Origin of the sequence: Methylobacterium sp. AMS5 (assembly GCF_001542815.1) — a bacterium.
GTDB lineage: Bacteria > Pseudomonadota > Alphaproteobacteria > Rhizobiales > Beijerinckiaceae > Methylobacterium.
In genome coordinates this window covers 3676202-3692907 of record NZ_CP006992.1, presented here as the reverse complement: position 1 = coordinate 3692907, position 16706 = coordinate 3676202, and the positions used below count along the sequence as shown (strand labels likewise).

General features: G+C 66.9%; 14 protein-coding genes and 1 pseudogene. 2 read left to right on the top strand and 13 right to left on the bottom strand.

Features of this window, described 5'->3' with window-relative positions:
* Positions 1 to 63: 63 nt before the first annotated feature.
* From Y590_RS16635 to Y590_RS16625, 3 genes are read right to left on the bottom strand one after another with little or no spacing between them, the layout of a single operon-like run.
* The gene (locus Y590_RS16635) at positions 64 to 2442 is read right to left on the bottom strand and encodes a xanthine dehydrogenase family protein molybdopterin-binding subunit (RefSeq protein WP_060770823.1); all 2379 of its coding nucleotides are present in this window, start codon (positions 2440 to 2442) and stop codon (positions 64 to 66) included.
* Entirely contained in the window at positions 2439 to 2942 is a 504-nt protein-coding gene (locus Y590_RS16630) for a (2Fe-2S)-binding protein (protein WP_060770822.1), read from the bottom strand. Before Y590_RS16630 ends, Y590_RS16635 begins: the two co-directional genes overlap by 4 nt.
* A complete protein-coding gene (locus Y590_RS16625; protein WP_060770821.1) occupies positions 2939 to 3817 on the bottom strand; it encodes an FAD binding domain-containing protein in 879 nt (292 codons plus the stop codon). Before Y590_RS16625 ends, Y590_RS16630 begins: the two co-directional genes overlap by 4 nt.
* 128 nt (positions 3818 to 3945) lie before the next feature.
* On the opposite strand from Y590_RS16625, the gene Y590_RS16620 reads away from it, so the two are divergent.
* A complete protein-coding gene (locus Y590_RS16620; RefSeq protein WP_060770820.1) occupies positions 3946 to 4650 on the top strand; it encodes a TetR/AcrR family transcriptional regulator in 705 nt (234 codons plus the stop codon).
* Positions 4651 to 4944: 294 nt separating this feature from the next.
* Here the strand turns inward: Y590_RS16620 and Y590_RS16615 are convergent, their stop codons facing one another.
* The 6 genes and pseudogenes from Y590_RS16615 to Y590_RS16590 all read right to left on the bottom strand — a co-directional run bounded on the left by Y590_RS16615 (position 4945) and on the right by Y590_RS16590 (position 11499).
* Entirely contained in the window at positions 4945 to 6354 is a 1410-nt protein-coding gene (locus tag Y590_RS16615) for an amidase family protein (RefSeq protein ID WP_060770819.1), read from the bottom strand.
* Between the two features lie 53 nt (positions 6355 to 6407).
* The gene (locus Y590_RS16610; RefSeq protein WP_060770818.1) at positions 6408 to 7109 is read right to left on the bottom strand and encodes a cyclase family protein; all 702 of its coding nucleotides are present in this window, start codon (positions 7107 to 7109) and stop codon (positions 6408 to 6410) included.
* Positions 7110 to 7190: 81 nt separating this feature from the next.
* Positions 7191 to 7928, bottom strand: coding sequence for an ABC transporter ATP-binding protein (locus Y590_RS16605; RefSeq protein WP_060770817.1), 738 nt, complete (start codon positions 7926 to 7928; stop codon positions 7191 to 7193).
* 5 nt (positions 7929 to 7933) lie between these two features.
* Positions 7934 to 9307: pseudogene (locus tag Y590_RS16600) on the bottom strand (ABC transporter permease subunit); the annotation flags it as partial.
* Complete coding sequence (locus tag Y590_RS16595; protein ID WP_060770816.1) at positions 9304 to 10179, bottom strand: branched-chain amino acid ABC transporter permease; 876 nt, start codon at positions 10177 to 10179, stop codon at positions 9304 to 9306. The pseudogene Y590_RS16600 and the gene Y590_RS16595, both read right to left, overlap by 4 nt.
* Before the next feature lie 126 nt (positions 10180 to 10305).
* Positions 10306 to 11499 (bottom strand): ABC transporter substrate-binding protein, encoded by a 1194-nt coding sequence (locus tag Y590_RS16590; protein WP_060770815.1) that lies wholly within the window; start codon positions 11497 to 11499, stop codon positions 10306 to 10308.
* A gap of 302 nt (positions 11500 to 11801) precedes the next feature.
* Here Y590_RS16590 and Y590_RS16585 point away from each other — a divergent pair, with 302 nt between their 5' ends.
* Positions 11802 to 12764: a LysR family transcriptional regulator gene (locus Y590_RS16585; RefSeq protein WP_060770814.1), complete on the top strand. Its 963-nt coding sequence runs from the start codon at positions 11802 to 11804 to the stop codon at positions 12762 to 12764.
* Between the two features lie 244 nt (positions 12765 to 13008).
* Here Y590_RS16585 and Y590_RS27695 read toward each other — a convergent pair whose 3' ends face one another.
* From Y590_RS27695 to Y590_RS16565, 4 genes are read right to left on the bottom strand one after another with little or no spacing between them, the layout of a single operon-like run.
* On the bottom strand, positions 13009 to 14910 hold the full coding sequence (locus Y590_RS27695; protein WP_060770813.1) for an ATP-binding protein: 1902 nt from the start codon (positions 14908 to 14910) through the stop codon (positions 13009 to 13011).
* Positions 14907 to 15914, bottom strand: a complete 1008-nt coding sequence (locus tag Y590_RS16575; RefSeq protein ID WP_060770812.1) for a SpoIIE family protein phosphatase — start codon at positions 15912 to 15914, stop codon at positions 14907 to 14909. Before Y590_RS16575 ends, Y590_RS27695 begins: the two co-directional genes overlap by 4 nt.
* Before the next feature lie 2 nt (positions 15915 to 15916).
* Positions 15917 to 16321 (bottom strand): anti-sigma regulatory factor, encoded by a 405-nt coding sequence (locus tag Y590_RS16570; protein ID WP_060770811.1) that lies wholly within the window; start codon positions 16319 to 16321, stop codon positions 15917 to 15919.
* Entirely contained in the window at positions 16302 to 16706 is a 405-nt protein-coding gene (locus Y590_RS16565) for an STAS domain-containing protein (RefSeq protein WP_060770810.1), read from the bottom strand. The genes Y590_RS16570 and Y590_RS16565 overlap by 20 nt, the downstream gene beginning before the upstream one ends.

Here is a 16706-nt window from a genome sequence, read left to right as displayed (position 1 = left end):
CTCTCCCTGTCGTCGCGCGGACTCGTGCGTGCGGTCCCGCGTCGCGAAATCGAATGTGCGCGCTCAGATCACGTCGAGCGCCCTCAGGATGCGTTCGGGCGTCATCGGCAGCTGCGAGATGCTGGCGCCGAGCGGGCGCAGGGCATCGTTGACGGCGTTGAGCGCCGCGCCCGAGGAGGCGGCGGTGCCGGCCTCGCCGCAGCCCTTGGCGCCGAGTTCGGTGTCCGCCGTCGGCGTCTCGACATGCGCGATCACGATGTCGGGCATCTCGCAGGCCATCGGCACGAGGTAGTCGGTCATCGAGCCGTTCAGGAGCTGGCCGGTCTCGCCGTAGCGGCACTCCTCGAAGAAGGCGGCGCCGAGCCCCTGCACCACGCCGCCGCGGATCTGCTCGTCCACCAGCAGCGGGTTGATGACCCGCCCGCAATCCTCGACCACCCAGTGCTTCAGGATCGTCACGAAGCCGGTCTCGGCATCGACCTCGACGAGGCTGCCGTGGATGCCGTTGGTGAAGGCGAAGGGGTAGCCGCGCGGTGCGAAGTGATGCGCCACCGTGAGCGCGGGCGAGACGTCCGGCGGCAGCAGGTCGGAGCGGTAATAGGCGAGGTTCGCCAGCTCCTTTAGCGTCATGCGGGGCGTGCCGTCGGCATCCGTCACCGCGCCCTCGCGGATGTCGAGGGCCTCGGCCTCCGCCTGCAGGATCGCCGCGGCGATCTCGAGGATGCGCCGCTTCAGCTTGCGGCTCGCCTGGAGCGCGGTCTCGCCGCCGATGCCGGCGCCGCGGCAGGCCCAGGTCGCGCCGCCCGAGGGCGTCGTCTCGGTGTCGCCGGTGAGCACGCGCACCGCGTCGCGATCGACGCCGAGCCCCTCGGCGACGATCTGGCCGACGATCGCCTCGCTGCCCTGGCCCTGCTCGGTGATGCTGATGGCGCATTGCACCTCGCCGGCCGGCGTCAGCTTGAGGACGCAGCCGTCCTGCGCCGAGATGTGGGCGCCGCCGACCCCGTAGAAGGCGGGCGTCGGGTTGGTGATCTCGACATAGGTGGCGATGCCGATGCCGCGATGGACGCCCTTCTCGCGCAGGGCGGCCTGCTCGGCGCGCAGGCGCGGATAGTCCATCAGGTCGTGGAGCCGCGACAGGCAGGTCGCGAGCGAGAGCTTCTCGAACCGGTACCCGCTCGGCGTGGTGTGCGGGTACATGTCGTCGGTGATGGTGTTGCGCCGCCGGATCTCGAACGGGTCGAGGCCGAGCCTGTCCGCGGCGAGATCGACGAGGCGCTCCGTCACCGCGCAGGCGATCGGGTGGCCGACCGCGCGGTACTGGCTCATCTGCACCTTGTTCTGCGCCACCACCGTGAGGTCGGCGCGGTAGTCGGTGAGCCGGTAGGGCGCGCCGATCAGGCGCACGACCTGGTTGCCCTCCACCGCGCTGGTGCGCGGATAGGCCGAGAACGGGCCGACGCCGGTCACGTCGTCCACCTCGATCGCCGTCAGGATGCCGTCCGGAGCGAAGGCGAGGCGGGCGCGCACCCGGTGGTCGCGGGCGTGGATGTCGCTGGCGAAGGCCTCCATCCGGTCGGCGGTGAACTTCACCGGCCGCCTGAGCAGGAGGCTCGCGCCCACCACCGCCATGTCCTCGTGGTAGACGTGCAGCTTCATCCCGAAGGAGCCGCCGACATCGGGCGCGATCACCCGCACCCGCGCCTCGGACAGGCCGAAATGGCGGGCGTAGAGATCCTGGAACTGGTAGGGGGTCTGGGTCGATTGGTGGACGGTGAGCCGCTCCTCGCTCGGGTCGAAATCGGCGAGCGTGGCGCGCGGCTCCATCGTCACCGCCGTGTGCCGGCCGAAGCGCAGATCGACCGCGACGCTCTGCGCTCCCGCGAAGGCCTCCGCCGTCGAGCCCGCCTCGATGCGGGTGCGGAACAGGACGTTGTCGGGCGCGTCCGCGTCGATGCGGGGCGCGTCGGGGGCGCGGGCGGCGTCGAGATCGACCACCGCCTCCAGTTCCTCGAACGCGACCTGGATCGCTTCGAGCGCGTCCTCCGCCTCGGCGCGGGTCTCGGCCACCACCATCACCACCGGCTGCCCGGCCCAGACGACCTTCTCGAGGGGCAGCGGGAGTTGCGGCGCCGAGCGCATGCCCTTGAAGTGGCTGAGCGTTCCGACCCACGGCGTGCAGATCGCGGAAAAATCCGCGCCCGTCAGCACCCGATGCACGCCGGGCATCGCGGCGGCCTCCGACACGTCGATGGCGCCGAGCCGGGCATGGGCGTAGGGGCTTCGCAGAAAGGCGGCGTGGAGCATGCGCGGCAGGCTCACGTCGTCGGTGTAGCGGCCCCGCCCCGCGAGCAGGCGCTTGGCGCCCGGACGCGGCAGGCCGCGGCCGATATAGCGGCCCTTCTCGCGGTGGCGGGCCGGGCTGTCGGTCGCCGCACTCACGCCGCGTCCTCCCGCATCGGGGCTGCGCCCGCGACGCTCTCGATGGCGTCGACGATCGCTTCGTAGCCGGTACAGCGACAGTAATTGCCGGAGAGCGCGTCGCGGATCGCCGCTCGCGTTGGTTTGCGTCCACTCGCGCGGCAGTCGCGGATAAAGTCACGGGCGACCACGAGGATGCCCGGCGTGCAGAAGCCGCATTGCAGGGCGTTGCGGGCGTGGAAGGCCGCCTGCAATTCGGCGAGTTCGCCGGACTCCGACAGGCCCTCGACCGTGTCGATCCGCATCCCGTCCGCCTGGACCGCGAGCATCAGGCAGGCATGGACCGGCTGTCCGTCGAGATTGACGATGCAGGCGCCGCAGGCGCCGACCTCGCAGCCGAGATGGGTGCCGGTGAGGCCGAGATCCTGCCGCAGGAAGTCGGCCAGCGAGACTCGCGGCTCGACGAAGCGGCGGAGGCGGGCGCCGTTGACGGTGACGGCGACGGGCTGCGGCTCGATCATGCCGCCATCTCCCCGGTCTCTTGTTCCCTCAGGGCGGGCAGCACCCGGCCGAGCAGGACGCGGGCGAGATGCATCCGCGCCGCCGCCGAGAAGCCCTCGTCCTCGTCCGGCGCGAGGTCGTCGGCGAGCGCCGCCGTGGCTTCAGCGATGGCCGCCGCATCGAGCGGCCGGCCGGCAAGCGCCGCCTCGGCCGTCGGCGCCCGCATCGGCGTCGGGCCGACCGAGCAGAAGGCGAGGCGGGCCGATTCCACCGTCTCACCGGTGAGGACGAGATGCGCCGCGAGGCCGACCAGGGCGTAGTCGCCGCGCCGCCGGGCGATTTCCTCGAACCGCATCCGCGTGCCGGGCACGGGCAGCGGCACGCGCACCGCGGTCAACATCTCGCCGGGCTCGATCACGTTCTCGAACAGGTCGAGGAAGAAGTCGTCCGCCGCGACCGTCCGGGTGCCGTCACGGCCGGTGATCTCGAACTCGGCGCCGAGCGCCCGCATGCAGGCCGGCAGTTCGGAGGCCGGGTCCGACAGGGCGAGGCTGCCGCCCATCGTGCCGAGATTGCGGATCGCCGGATGCGCCATGTAGGCCGCGGCCTGGGTCAGGAGCGGGGCATGCTCGGCGATCAGCGGGGAGGCCAGCGTCTCGGCGTGACGCGTCAGGGCGCCGATGCGCAGCCGGTCGCCCTCAATCGCGATGCCGCGCAGACTTTCGATCCGTCCGATGTCGATGAGCAGGTCGGGCGCGTCGAGGCGCAGGTTCAGCGCCGGCAGCAGACTCTGGCCGCCCGCGAGGAAGCGCGCCTCGCCTTCACAGGCGGCATAGGCGTCGAGCGCCTCCGCCACGCTTGCCACGCGGCGGTAATCGAAGGCACGAGCCTTCATGAGCGTCCCTCCCACAGGCCGCATGTCGCTGCGGTCGATCGTTTGTCCGATCGTTGTTGACCGCTTGGTTACAAGCTATCCAAGTGCGGACGATCGCGTCAAGCGAAATAACCAAACGGTCACGAAGCATGGATTCGCCCGCCACCCTGGAGGATGCCCCGGACGGAAAGTCGCCGACGCTCGACCTCATCGGCCGGCGGCGCCTTCCGGCGGCACAGCGTGAGCAGCAGATCGTGGAAGCAGCGGCGCAGTTCTTCGCCGAGCACGGCCTCGGCGGTCAGACACGGGAACTGGCCAAGAGCCTCGGCATCACGCACTCGGCGATCTTTCGCTATTTCCCCACCAAGGAAGCGCTGCTCGACCGCGTCTACGAGCACGTCTACGTGCAGCGCTGGAATCCGGCCTGGAGCGGCTTGGTGCAGGACCGCTCGCAACCGCTGGAGGCACGGATCCTGCGCTTCTACAGCGAATATGCCGGGAGGATCTTCGACTATGTCTGGGTGCGCATCTTCGTCTTCTCGGGGCTGAAGGGCTACGACATCGCTCCGCGCTATCTTGAGATCGTGCGTGAGCGCGTCATCCATCCGATCTGCGCTGAACTCCGGGCGGATCTCGGCCTGCCGGATTTCGCCACGGTGCCCTTGAGCGAGCGGGAGGCCGAGGCGGCCTGGGCCCTACACGGCAAGGTCTTCTATCTCGCGATCCGAAAGTTCGTTTATGGCTGGCCGATCCCAGAGGATCTTTCTCAGACGCTCTCCGATGATGTCGGCGTCTTCATGCGCGGCGCACCGAAAATTTTCTTTGAGAGCACACAGGAATCCAAGGGAGCGTAATATTCTGGGCCACGCTTTGTTGTTTCAATTGCAATTCTATCCGTTGGATAGATCGGGACGAACTTTGCGAAATTGCACTCGTCTGCAATGGATAGAAGCCGATCATCGTCGGAGTTGTCTTGAACCATCGTTTTCAAGCCGGCTGGACTCGTAGCGGCCATTTGAGCGGCCGCACGTAAAGGGCCGAAAGCGGGCAAAAATTCGCGCTCCGCCTGTTCGGCTCTGCGCCACAAACGGACTTTCTGTTTTGGTTGAACCAGGGCCAGCCCCGACCATCCTCATCGCGGTTGCCCCTCACGGCTCTGTCAGCGGACGAAGATTATAGCCCGGCGGCTTCGTCCGCTCGATCGCCGCAGCCGCTCGCATCACGTCGTATTCGCCGAGCGTGCGGCCCACGATCTGGAGGCCGACGGGCATTCCATCCGAGGCAATCCCCGCGCAGACAGAGGCGGCGGGCTGGCCCGTGAGGTTGAAAGGATAGGTATAGAAGGCCCAGGAGACGAGGCTGCGATCTTCCAGCCCCTCCGGGATGTTCCTGCCTGCTTCCAAGGACGAGATCGGCAGTGTCGGCGACACGAGGACATCGTAGCCGGTGAAGAAGTCGACCATCCGGTCCCGCAGCGCGTAGCGCGCGAAGACGGTCTCGTAGTAGGCGCGCATCTCCTGAGCGAGGGCGGCGTCGAGCACGTCGGCGACGGCGGGGTCCAGGAGGTCGCGGCGGCTTTCGAGAACGCCGCGCAGGCGGGTGCCGATGCCGGCGTAGAACTCGGCCGTCCAGAGAGCGGCTGGATCGGACTCGAAGACGGTCTCGACCTCTTCCACGATCGCGCCCTGGTCTGCCAGCGTCATCGCAGCGGCACGGGCGATGGCGGCGACCTCCGGGTTGGGCCGCGCGTAGCCGAGTGTCGCGCTCCAGGCGACCCGCAGGCCGGCGATGGAAGCTTTCACCGCGCCCAAAAGGTCCGGGACGGGCCCGGCCACCGCGGAGGGATCGCGCGGATCGTGGCCGGCGACCGCCGTCGTCAGCAAGGCGGCATCGGCGACGTTGCGAGCAAGCGCGCCGACATGGGCCAGCGTCGGCGTTGCCGAGGTCGGCCAGACCGGAACCCGCCCGAATTGCGCCTTGAACCCGACGAGGCCCGTCAGCGCTGCGGGAATGCGCAGGGAGCCGCCGCCGTCGGTGCCGAGTGCGAAGGGCGTGATCCCGGATGCCACCGAGGCGGCCGCGCCGGCGCTCGATCCGCCCGGTGTCTTCGCCAGATCCCAGGGATGGCGGGTGATGCCGGTGAGCGGCGAGTCGCCGACGGGCTTGGCTCCGAACTCACTCGTGGTGGTCTTCCCGATGATGATGGCGCCGGCGGCACGCAGGCGCTCGACGGCGGGGGCATCGGCGGCGGCGACATTGCTTGCCATGGCCCGCGAGCCGGACGCGTAGGGTTGGCCGCCCACCGCGATCAGATCCTTCACCGAGACCGGCAGGCCGTGGAGCAGCCCGAGAGGCGCGCCGCGCATCACAGCGTCCTCGGCCCGGCGCGCGGCGCTGCGGGCCTCCTCCGGCATCAGGTGGCAGAAGGCATTCAAGGACGCTTGGCTCGTCTCGGCACGCGCGAGGGCGCGCTCCGTCAGCTCGACCGGCGAAATCGCGCGCACCGCGATCAGGCGGCGCAATGCGAGCGCGGTCATGAAGTCGAGGTCGCTCGTCATCGCTCCACTCTCTGCAAGGGAGGCGCGGCGCCCGAGGGGGCGCCGCAATGGCGTCAGTCGTTGACGAGGGCGAAAGCGCGGACCGGCGAGCCGGAGCCGCCCTTGAACTTCAGCGGCGCGCCGAAGAACTGCACCTCGCCCTTGCCCAGAAGCTCCTCCAGGTTCACCAGCCATTCCCAATGGCTCATGCCAAGTTCACGGCAGAGGCGATGCTGAGCGAAGATGTTGTCGCTCGGCTTATCGGTGGAGGGCCCCTCGACACCGTGCATCTTCGAGCCGCGCTCGTGCAGCCATTGGGTGGCCTCCACGGTCAGCAGCGGGTTCTTCCACACCGAGTCGAGGCTTGGATAGTTGCGCGCGTGGAAGCCGGTGCAGAGCAGGACGATGTGTCCGTCGACCTTGACGCCGCTCTTGGCCTCCGCCGCCTCCATGTCGGCGACCGTGATGTCGCCGAGATCGGGGATGTGACGCAGGTCGAAGCAGACCGCCTTGCCCATGAACAGCTCCAGCGGCATCTCGTCGACCGGCTGGCCGTTCGGATCGACGTGCCGGAAGGCGTCCACATGGGTGCCGACATGGTCGAGCATCGCGATGAAGTTCGTCTGGAAGGTCATCGCATCGCCCGGCACGCCGAGATTGAGGGCGGCCGAACTCGCGTGACTGAGATGCGTGGTGATCACCGGCCGCTGGAAGAGCTTGTGGGCCGGCATGTTGTCCTCGATCAGGAGGCTCAAATCGACGACGCGCTGGGGCATGGCGGGTCCTTTTCGGGCGTGACGGATCGTTCACGGCACCGTCCGGTGCCGTGCCGTATCGGGTTCGGCGGGATGCCGCTCTCAGGCGGCTTTCTTCTTGCCGAGAAAGGTCTCCATGACCTCCGGGTCGCGGGCAATGAGCCCGCTCGGGCCGTCCCGCACCGTGCGCCCCTGCGCCACCACGTAGGCGTGGTCGGCGATGGCGAGCGCGTAGGATGCGAGCTGCTCGACGAGAAGAATGGTGAGGCCTTGGCCGTTGAGGTCGCGCAAGACGCCAATGAGTTGCTCGACGACGCGGGGCGCGAGGCCGAGCGAGAGTTCGTCGATCACCAGGAGGTCGGGTTCGGCCATCAGACCGCGGGCGATGGCGAGCATCTGCTGCTCGCCGCCCGACATGCTGCCGGCCGGCTGGCGCAGCCGCTCGCGCAAGCGCGGGAAGAGCGCGAGCGCCCGCTCCAGCGTCCGCTTCGCCCGCGCCGTCTTGAGGCCGCCATGGGTGTAGGCACCCAGTATCAGATTGTCCTCGACGGTTTGGTCGGGGAAGATCAGGCGTCCCTCGGGCACCATCGCGAGACCGCGGGCGACCTTGGCATGGGCGGGCAGCCGCGTGACCTCCTCGCCCTTGAACAGGACGCGGCCACCGCTCGGTCGTACGAGGCCGGTGATCCCGCGCATCAGCGAGGTCTTGCCGGCACCGTTATTGCCGATCACGGCGACCAGCTGGCCGCGCTGCACGGTCAGGTTCGCACCGCGGAGCGCGGTTGCCGCGCCGTAGCGGACTTCGAGGTTCTCGACCGAGAGAAGCGGAGTATCGGTCATCAGGCGGCCTCCTCGCGGCGGAAGCGGGGCGTGCGCAGGATCGCGCCGGTCAGGCCGTAGCCGTGATGGGCAAAGCCACCCACCATGACATTCTCCAGAACCGTCATCTGTCCGAACAGCTCGGTGTTCTGGAAGGTGCGGGCGAGACCGAGCCGCGCAATGCCGTGAACTTTGAGGCCGGCAAGATCGGTCCCGTCGAGGTGCACGCCCCCCTCGCTCGGGCGATAGAAGCCCGAGATCGTGTTCACGAAGGTCGACTTGCCGGCTCCGTTCGGACCGATCAGAGCGTGGATCTCGCCTGGGGCGACCCGAACGCTCGCAGCGCTCAGCGCCGTGAGCCCGCCGAAGCGAACGGAGAGGCTGTGGGTCTCCAGGCCGGTAGGCTTGCGGCTCGCGAGAAGCTCGGCGGCGGGCATGCCTTGGCCCGGCTCGACCCCACGCGGGCCGGGGCGCAGACGGGCGTAGAGTTGGCCCAGCGTACCCAGGATGCCGCCGGGCAGGCCGAACATCACCGCCAGCAGCAGGGCGCCGTAGGCGAATTTCTGCCACTCGGCGAAGCGCTGCAGCACCTCCGGCAGATAGGTCAGGATGAAGGCGCCGACGATCGGTCCGAAGGTCGAGGCCGCTCCTCCCAGAATCACCATCAGCAGGAATCGGACGGAATCCGAGAAGGTGAAGATGTCGGGCGAGATATAGGCGTTGAGGAAGGCGTAGAAGCTGCCCGCGATCCCCGCCGTCATGGCCGCGACCGCGAAGGCGAGCGTGCGGATCCCCGTCGCGCCGATGCCGAGGCTGCGCGCGGCCGTCTCGCTCTGGGCGACCGCCAGCATCGCGCGGCCGTAGCCCGAGTGCTTCAGGTTGTGCGCCGCCAGCGTGGCGAGAAACAGGGTGATGGCGAGCACGGCGTAGAAGGCGTAGCCCGAGAGCGGAACTCCGAAGAGGTTCGGGCCGGGGATGCCGCTGAGCCCCGTCGTGCCGCCGGTGAGGCTCTGCCACTCGATAGCAACGTTCTCGACAATGAGGCCGAAGGCGATCGTCACCACCGCGAGATAGACGCCCCGCACCCGCACGCTCGGATAGGCCAGCGCCGCGCCGAAAAGCCCGGCCACCACCGCCGCGCCGATGCTTGCGAGGACGAGGTCGAGGTTGAACCGGATCGCCAGGATCGCGCCGGTATAGGCGCCGAGCGCGAACAGTCCGGCTTGGCCGAGAGAGACGAGGCCGGTGAGGCCGACGAGGACATTCAGGCCGACCGCGATCACGCCGTAGATCAGGAACAGCATGAACAAGCGAAGTTCGTACTCGTTGCCGGAGGTGAGCGGCACGACAACGAGGATGGCCGCGAGCAGCGCGAAGCCGAGGGTGTAGAGGGCCTTCATACCTTGAAGATCTCCCGGCGGCCGAACAGACCCTGGGGGAAGGCGACGAGGACGAGGATCATCGCACTGAAGCCGACGATCTCCCGCGCCGCGGTTGAAACGTAGCCCTCGACGAACTTCTCCATGACCCCGAAGGCGAGGCCGGCCAGGACGACGCCGGGGCCACTGGTGATGCCGCCGATGATGGCGACGGCGAAGCCCTTGAGCCCGAGGAGGACGCCCATGCTGGCGGAAGCCTGAATCACGGGGGCGACGAGCACGCCTGCCCCTGCGCCGAACAGCGCCGCGAGGCCGAAGGAGAACATCACGATCCGGTCGACGTTGATGCCCATCAGGGCGGCCGCTTGGCGGTTGTGGGCGACCGCCTGCATCGCTCTGCCGACGAGCGTGTGCCGTTGCATCGCGTGGAGGCCCGCCATCGCCAGCAGTGCGACGGCTGGGATGACGAGCTCCTGCGGATAGACGCCCGCTCCGAGGATCGAGATCGCCCCTGCAACGCCGGGCGAGGGTAAGGGGCGCGAGAAGCCGCCGAACTGCATCGTGGCAAGGGATTCGGCCATGATGCCGACGGCGATCGTGGTCAGCATCCAGCCGATCGAGGCGTTGGTGCCGATGAACGGTCGCACCGCGAAACGCTCCAGCACAACGCCGAACAAGGCCCCGGCCAGGATTGCGAGGAGGCAGGCGAGCGGCAGCGGCACGCCGGCATCGATGCCCATCACGGCGAGGACGGCGCCGATCATCAGCGTGTCGCCGTGGGCGAAGTTCACGGCCTTGGCGGCCGACCACATGATGTGGAAGCCGAGCGCGACGAGGGCGTAGATGCCCCCGATCGCGAGGCCTGAGAGCGTATATTGCAGGGCGGTCGTCATGGCTGCCGCGAGAGTTCCCTGTGTGAAGCGGACAGGCGTTCAGCGGAGTTGGGGCGACCCGGCGATCGGGATTCGAACGAGCCGCTCCCGCCCCTCCCTTCGAGGAGGGAGGGGGCGCGCGTGCCGTCAGTTCGTTCTGCCGTAGGGGGTCTGCGCAATCGGCAGGAGCTTGCCGTCGGACCAGACCGTCAGCTTGTATTCGCTCGGCAGGATTGCGTCCTGGCGTTCCGGGTCGGAAGAATCGAAAGCCGGATCGTATTTCGCGACCAAGCCCTCGTATCTGACTTGATAAAGCGCCTCGCGGACCTTCTTCCAATCGAAGGCACCGGCCTTCTCGATGGCCTGGGCCACGATGTGAACGGCGTCGTAGGTGTTGGCGATGCCGGAGCCCATCTTGATCTGCGACGGATCCTTCAGGCCGTACTTCGTCTGGATCTTCTGCCAGAGCGCTTGGCCTTTATGGTCGAGGTCGCCCATGAAGCTGTAGGTCTGCACGACCTGGACGCCATTGGCGAGCGGGCCGGCAAGTTCGCCGAGATTGCCGGCGATGCCCCAGGCGCCGATGATGGTGGGCTTGTAGCCGACCTTGTCCATCGAGCGGACGAGCTGGTTGCCCTCGCGGTCGAGGGCCCAGAACAGGGCAACGTCGGCACCCGAATCCCGCGCGCGGATCGCCTGCGCGGTCATGTCCTGATCGTTCCAGTTGAAGGTCTCCGTGGCGACCAATTCTTTGCCGGCCTTTGCGATCGCCGCCTTCACGTCCGGCACGGCACCGTTGCCCCACCCTGTATTCTCATAGAAGAAAGCGATCTTTCCGGTCTTCGAGACTTTCGCGGCCTGCTCGACGAGGAAGCGGGCGACCCATTTGTCCTTGGCCGATACCCGGAACATGTAGTTCGGATTGCGGCCGTTCTCGATGGCCTGTGTGTTGGCCGCGAGCACGCCGACGAACGGAATGCCGATGGCATGGACCGGCTCGACCTGAGCCACCGAAACGGTGGAGTGGTAACCGCCGAGGATGACGGTACACTTATCGGCAAGCGCGACGCGCCGGGTGTTGTCGACGCCGCGCGGCGGCGTTCCAGCGTCGTCATACTGGACGAAGCGCAACGGCTTGCCGAGGACGCCCCCCTTGGCATTGATCTCATCAAGGGCGATCTCGGCGCCCATTCTGATGGCTTGGCCGGTGAAGGCCGCCGGGCCGGTGATGGCGGCAGAGTTGCCGATGCAGGGCTCCTGCTGGGCAAGTGCCGAGCTTGGGGTCGTGAAAACCAGTGGCGCAGCCAGGAATAGTCGACGCAAATACTTCGGCGCAACCATGAGTTGGGCTCCAATTCACTGACGATGCTCGGGCGCAGCCCCGATGTTCAGGCTATGGCCGTCAGGCTACGCAACGAATACATCAGGTATCAAAGACCAAATTCCGATGTGAGCCATTGGAATTTCCTATGAGCATCGTTCATAGGCGAGTGTCGATGAAGCGATTTCCTGGTAAGATTATGTTTTTGCTTGTAAATTTTATATGTAATGCACATAGTTTGCGCAGATTGCTCGGCCTTAGAGCAGTTTGACATAGGCGTGGAGTTCCGCGCCTTGTCACAAAGGCCCCGGGTTGGATTGCCATGGATCTTCGTCAGCTTCGGTACTTCACGCAAATCGCGGAGAGCGGGAACGTCTCTCGGGCCGCTGAGGTGCTGCGGATCGCCCAGCCCTCGCTCAGCCAACAGATGCGCAATCTTGAGGACGAACTCGGTGTCGAATTGCTGTTCCGGCACGCCCGCGGGGTCACGCCCACGGAACTCGGGCTGAAGTTCTACGAACACGCGCGGCGCATCCTGCAGGAGGTCGAGCGGGCCAAGGATGTCATGCGCTCACAGGCAACGAGCCCGAGCGGACGAATCTCGGTCGGATTGCCGACTTCAGCCTGCCGTGGTCTTTCTCTGCCACTCCACCGGGCCATGGCGGAGGCGCTTCCCAACATCCGTCTCCATATCGTCGAGGCGATGAGCGGTGCGTTGGACGAGTGGATCCAATCCGGACGCCTGGACGTCGCGCTGCTCTACGATCACAAAGCGTTCGAACACGTGGCTTGGACCGAGATGATGGTCGAGGACCTGATGTTCATCGTCCCCACCTCTCATCCGCTGGCCGCGCGGCGCGAGATCGCGTTCGGCCAGGTCTTTCAGCAGGCGCTTCCAGTGGTGCTGCCTGGCCGCCCGAACGTGCTGCGCACCGTGATCGAGCAACTCGCGGCACGCCACGACATCGCTCTGGCCGCAACGGATTGCGAGAGCCTGCCGGCGATCGCGGAGCTCGTGCGCGCTCAGGCCTTCGCGGCCATCATGCCGCATTTCGCCCTGGCTGCGGAGATCGAGCGCGGCGAGATGGTCGCCATGCCAATCGTCGATCCGACACCGTCCTGGCGACTCTCCGTTGTGGTGTCTCAGCGAACTCTGAATACCCGTGGTAGCGAGGCCGTTGCCGAAGTTCTGGCAGGCGTGATCGGAGATCTCGTCCAGCGTTCCGTCTGGCGCGCTCGCCTCAAGCCCTCGGAGCGCCCCGCCCCTGTGCGCGCTCGTGCCTGAAATCCGCCGGCGGTCTCCTCAGCGAAAGCGTGGTTGCTCTGCAGCGGCTGACGGTCAAACCCGCCGATGGGCTGCGGGCGCTGCACCCGGAGCATCGTGCTGGAAATCAAATCCAGGACGATGGGGCTAGCCTCTTGTTTTCGCACCATCTTTTTTCGAAAGCCGCAGGCCACCTTTCGGGATGATGCTCTGGGCGAAGCCGTATCACGCAGCCGTCACGCGGCCAGCACGCCATCGGCCTCTGTTATAAGCCATTGCCTTGGATAATCTCTCTGATGCGGGACATCAGTGTATCCACCGCGAAAGGCTTTGTGATCATCGCCATGCCGGGATCGAGAAATCCCGAAGGCGTCGCCGCGCCTTCCGCATAGCCGGTAATGAACAGCACCTTCAGGTTGGGGCGGGTTTCGCGCGCTTGATCCGCGAGTTGCCGTCCGTTCAGGCCGGGCAAGCCGACGTCCGAGACAAGAAGGTCGATCTGCACCGACGACTTGAGGACCCGTAATCCGGAGAGCCCATCCCCAGCCTGAAGGGTCTTGTAGCCGAGGTCATGGAGGACCTCGACGATGAGGTCCCGCACGGTCTGCTCGTCCTCGACCACAAGCACGGTCTCGCCCGCTCCACGTGGGATTTCCCCAACCTCCGGCGCAGGAGCCGCCTCGACATGGCTCGCGGCGTTGCGAGGAAGGCGAATGGTGACCGTGGTCCCGCGATCCACGACACTCTCGATGTGCGCCTGCCCTTCGGACTGACGGGCAAAGCCATAGATCATCGACAGGCCCAGGCCCGTGCCCTGGCCGAGCGGCTTCGTGGTGAAGAACGGGTCGAAGGCCCGCGCCACAACCTCGGGCGGCATGCCGGTCCCCGTGTCGGAGACGCTGATGCAGACGTACTCCGATGTCAGTCCCGAGTTCCGCAGATCCGGGTCCTTCGCCTCGTGCCGCCCATTGGTGGTCGCGATGGTCAGGACGCCCCCGTTGGGCATGGCATCGCGCGCGTTGATGACGAGGTTCAGGATCGCGTTCTCAAGCTGGTGCGGATCGCACACGGTCGGCCAGAGGGCAGGCTCCGAGAGGACGCGCAACTCGATGGCTTCGCTCGTGGTCCGACGGAGGAGATCGGACATGCCGCCGATCAGCGCGTTCACGTCCGTCGGCTTCGGGTCGAGGGGCTGGCGCCGGGCGAAGGCGAGGAGCCGATGGGTCAGGGCCGCGGCGCGATTGGCCGAGGCCATGGCCGTCTCGATGTAGCGCTTCAGGTTCTCGGTACGGCCCTGCCGCATTCGGGTCTGCATCAGGTCGAGCGATCCGACGATACCGGTGAGCAGGTTATTGAAGTCATGCGCGATGCCGCCGGTGAGCTGCCCCACGGCTTCCATCTTCTGGGACTGGCGCAGGTTCTCCCCCATGCGCTCGCGCTCCTCGGCTTCGGCCTTGAGCCGTTCGTTCGCCTGCGCGAGTTCGATCGTGCGTTCCGAAACCTGACTTTCCAAGGTCGCGCCGGCCTCGCGCAACTGCCCGGCCTGGGTCTCCAGTTCGGCATAGAGCGCGACCACACCGCGGTTGGTCTCCGCCAACTCGGCGTTCAGGCGCCGGGCTTCCTCCTCGCGTTCGGACAGGTCCGCGAGGCTGGCGAGCAATTCGCGGTTCTGCTCGCGCATCGCGGCTTGTGGCCCCTCGCTCCAGCCCCGCATCGCCTCCGCCAACGCGGCGACCGCCGGTCCGGTGAGCGAAGGGCGGCCAGCGGGGATGACCTTCCCCAGCGTCACCGTCGTGCCGTCGCCGGGTTTGGTGAGAACGTCAAAGCGATCCACGAGCCGACGCGACCCGGTGATGCCGATGCCGAGGCCCGTGGCCGAACGATACCGGCCCTCCAGGATCGCCGAGAGTTCGGCGATGCCAGGTCCCTGATCGACGATGCGCACGACCAGGGCTTGACGCCCGGCTAGGACATCGACCCCGAGCTCAACGCGACCACCGCCCGCATAGTCATGGGCGTTGCGCGCGATCTCGGAGACAGCGGTGGCGATCCGGGTCTGGTCTGGCGCGCCGAAGCCGATTTGCCCTGCCACGCGTCGGACGCGCTGGCGCACGGTGAAGATGTCATCCTCGTGCGCGATCATCATCGTCACGAGAGGCCACTTCACGATGCCGGGTCCTTGGCGACCACGACCGTGGCGTCATCGCGCCCCCGCGCGAAGTCGCGGTAGATTACGCCTGCGATGAGGGTGGGATGTGCGCCGACGAGGCCCGGGTAGTTTTCGAGGGACCAGCTTGTTCCAATACCATCCGAGCACATCACGAGAACGCTTTGTGGGGTGAAGGGATACTCGAACTCCTGGATGCGGCGGGCGACGAGGCCAGCGGTTCCGGACAGGGAAACGAGGCGCTTGGTCACGCCACCGGTGATCACGCCACCCGCGACGTTGCCGATGCCGGCGAACACCAGCGTCCCACGATCGGCGTCATAGCGCGCCACCGACACCGCTCCGCCGCGAGTATGTCCAAGGCCTGCATGAACCGACGCAAGGATGCGACCCGGAGGCTCATGATCGTGCGCGCGAAACACGCGCACGGCCGCATCTGAGGCCTGTGCGGCCAGAGGTCCGTGTCCGAGACCGTCGGCAACCAGCACGGTCCACCCCTTGCCGTGCGGACGGACGCAGTAAGCGTCCCCGCTCACGGCCTCGCCGCGCAAAGGCACACCTACAGCTCCGAAATGTGGAACCGGACCGGGGGCCACGGATGAGGCCCGGCTGACTGTACTCGTGATCCGCGTAAGCACAGCGAGGCCTCTGTTTGGCCACGCGGCCATATCGAAGGCTTGGGACTGACGCCTGACAGCACCAAGGCCAGTGCCGGGGCTGCCTCCGGTGGAATAGCCGTCGCGTAGCACTGCCGCCAAGTCGGAGATCCCGGTGCCACGGTCGAGCGCCAGTATCTCGACGCCCGTACCCGTCTCGTCCTCAAAGATTCCGATGAGGATCTCGCCGTTGGTCCCGTATTTGACGAGGTTAGTCGCAAGCTCTGTCACGACGATGGCGACACGGCCGACCGCAGTCTCATCGAATCCTAATGAGAGGGCGACCCCGCTTGCCCGGCGCCTCGTTTCTGCAACCTGGCTTGCCTCCGTCACGGTGACGCTGATCATGCTCATTTCCAGCGCGCGATGATGACGCGTGTCCCGATGCCGACGGTCGACTCGATATGAAACTCATTGGATAGGCGTTTGGCGCCGCTCAAGCCAAGGCCCAGGCCGCCTCCCGTGGTGTAGTGGTCGGTAAGGGCAAGTCCGATGTCGGGGATGCCCGGGCCCTCGTCCTCGAATGTCAGGCGCACGCCACGGCGGCGGCCCACCTGTAGAATCTCAATCCGAACTTCGCCGCCGCCACCGTAGTCCAACGTGTTGCGGGCGAGTTCGCTTGCGGCGGTGACGATCTTGGTTTGATCGACTAAGCCAAAGCCGGCCTCGACCGCAAAGGTCCGGACGGCTTGGCGGACGCGCACGACATCGTCACCGGAGTGGATTGGTTTGCGCTCAGTCCTCGTAACGGCCACGAGTGCTCCTCAGGCCTTCGGCGTCTTCCTCGTTGAGCCGGGCCTGTATCATCGCCATCCCGCGCTCAACGTTCAGGGCCGTCTTGATTCCGGATAGCGTCAGGCCAAGTTCGACCAGTGTAATAGCGACTGCGGGGCGCATGCCGACGACGACAGTCTCTGCGTCGAGGACGCGCGAGACCGATGCGATGTTGTCGAGCATGCGCCCTATAAAGGAATCGACGATCTCCAACCCGGAGATTTCGATCAGCACGCCCCGCGCGCCGGTGCGCGAAATCATCGCCGTGAGGTCCTCCTCCAGGGCGACGGCGAGCCGGTCGTGCATGTCGACCTGAATGGTGACGATGAGCGCGCCGCCCAGCTTGAGGATCGGAATGCGGTCCAT

Coding starts and splice junctions, on each gene's coding strand:
- Y590_RS16615 (WP_060770819.1), bottom strand. CDS start 6,354: ATGACGAGCGACCTCGACTTCATGACCGCGCTCGCATTGCGCCGCCTG.
- Y590_RS16610 (WP_060770818.1), bottom strand. CDS start 7,109: ATGCCCCAGCGCGTCGTCGATTTGAGCCTCCTGATCGAGGACAACATG.
- Y590_RS16585 (WP_060770814.1), top strand. CDS start 11,802: ATGGATCTTCGTCAGCTTCGGTACTTCACGCAAATCGCGGAGAGCGGG.
- Y590_RS16575 (WP_060770812.1), bottom strand. CDS start 15,914: ATGATCAGCGTCACCGTGACGGAGGCAAGCCAGGTTGCAGAAACGAGG.
- Y590_RS16620 (WP_060770820.1), top strand. CDS start 3,946: ATGGATTCGCCCGCCACCCTGGAGGATGCCCCGGACGGAAAGTCGCCG.
- Y590_RS16590 (WP_060770815.1), bottom strand. CDS start 11,499: ATGGTTGCGCCGAAGTATTTGCGTCGACTATTCCTGGCTGCGCCACTG.
- Y590_RS16595 (WP_060770816.1), bottom strand. CDS start 10,179: ATGACGACCGCCCTGCAATATACGCTCTCAGGCCTCGCGATCGGGGGC.
- Y590_RS16605 (WP_060770817.1), bottom strand. CDS start 7,928: ATGACCGATACTCCGCTTCTCTCGGTCGAGAACCTCGAAGTCCGCTAC.
- Y590_RS16565 (WP_060770810.1), bottom strand. CDS start 16,706: ATGGACCGCATTCCGATCCTCAAGCTGGGCGGCGCGCTCATCGTCACC.
- Y590_RS16630 (WP_060770822.1), bottom strand. CDS start 2,942: ATGATCGAGCCGCAGCCCGTCGCCGTCACCGTCAACGGCGCCCGCCTC.
- Y590_RS16625 (WP_060770821.1), bottom strand. CDS start 3,817: ATGAAGGCTCGTGCCTTCGATTACCGCCGCGTGGCAAGCGTGGCGGAG.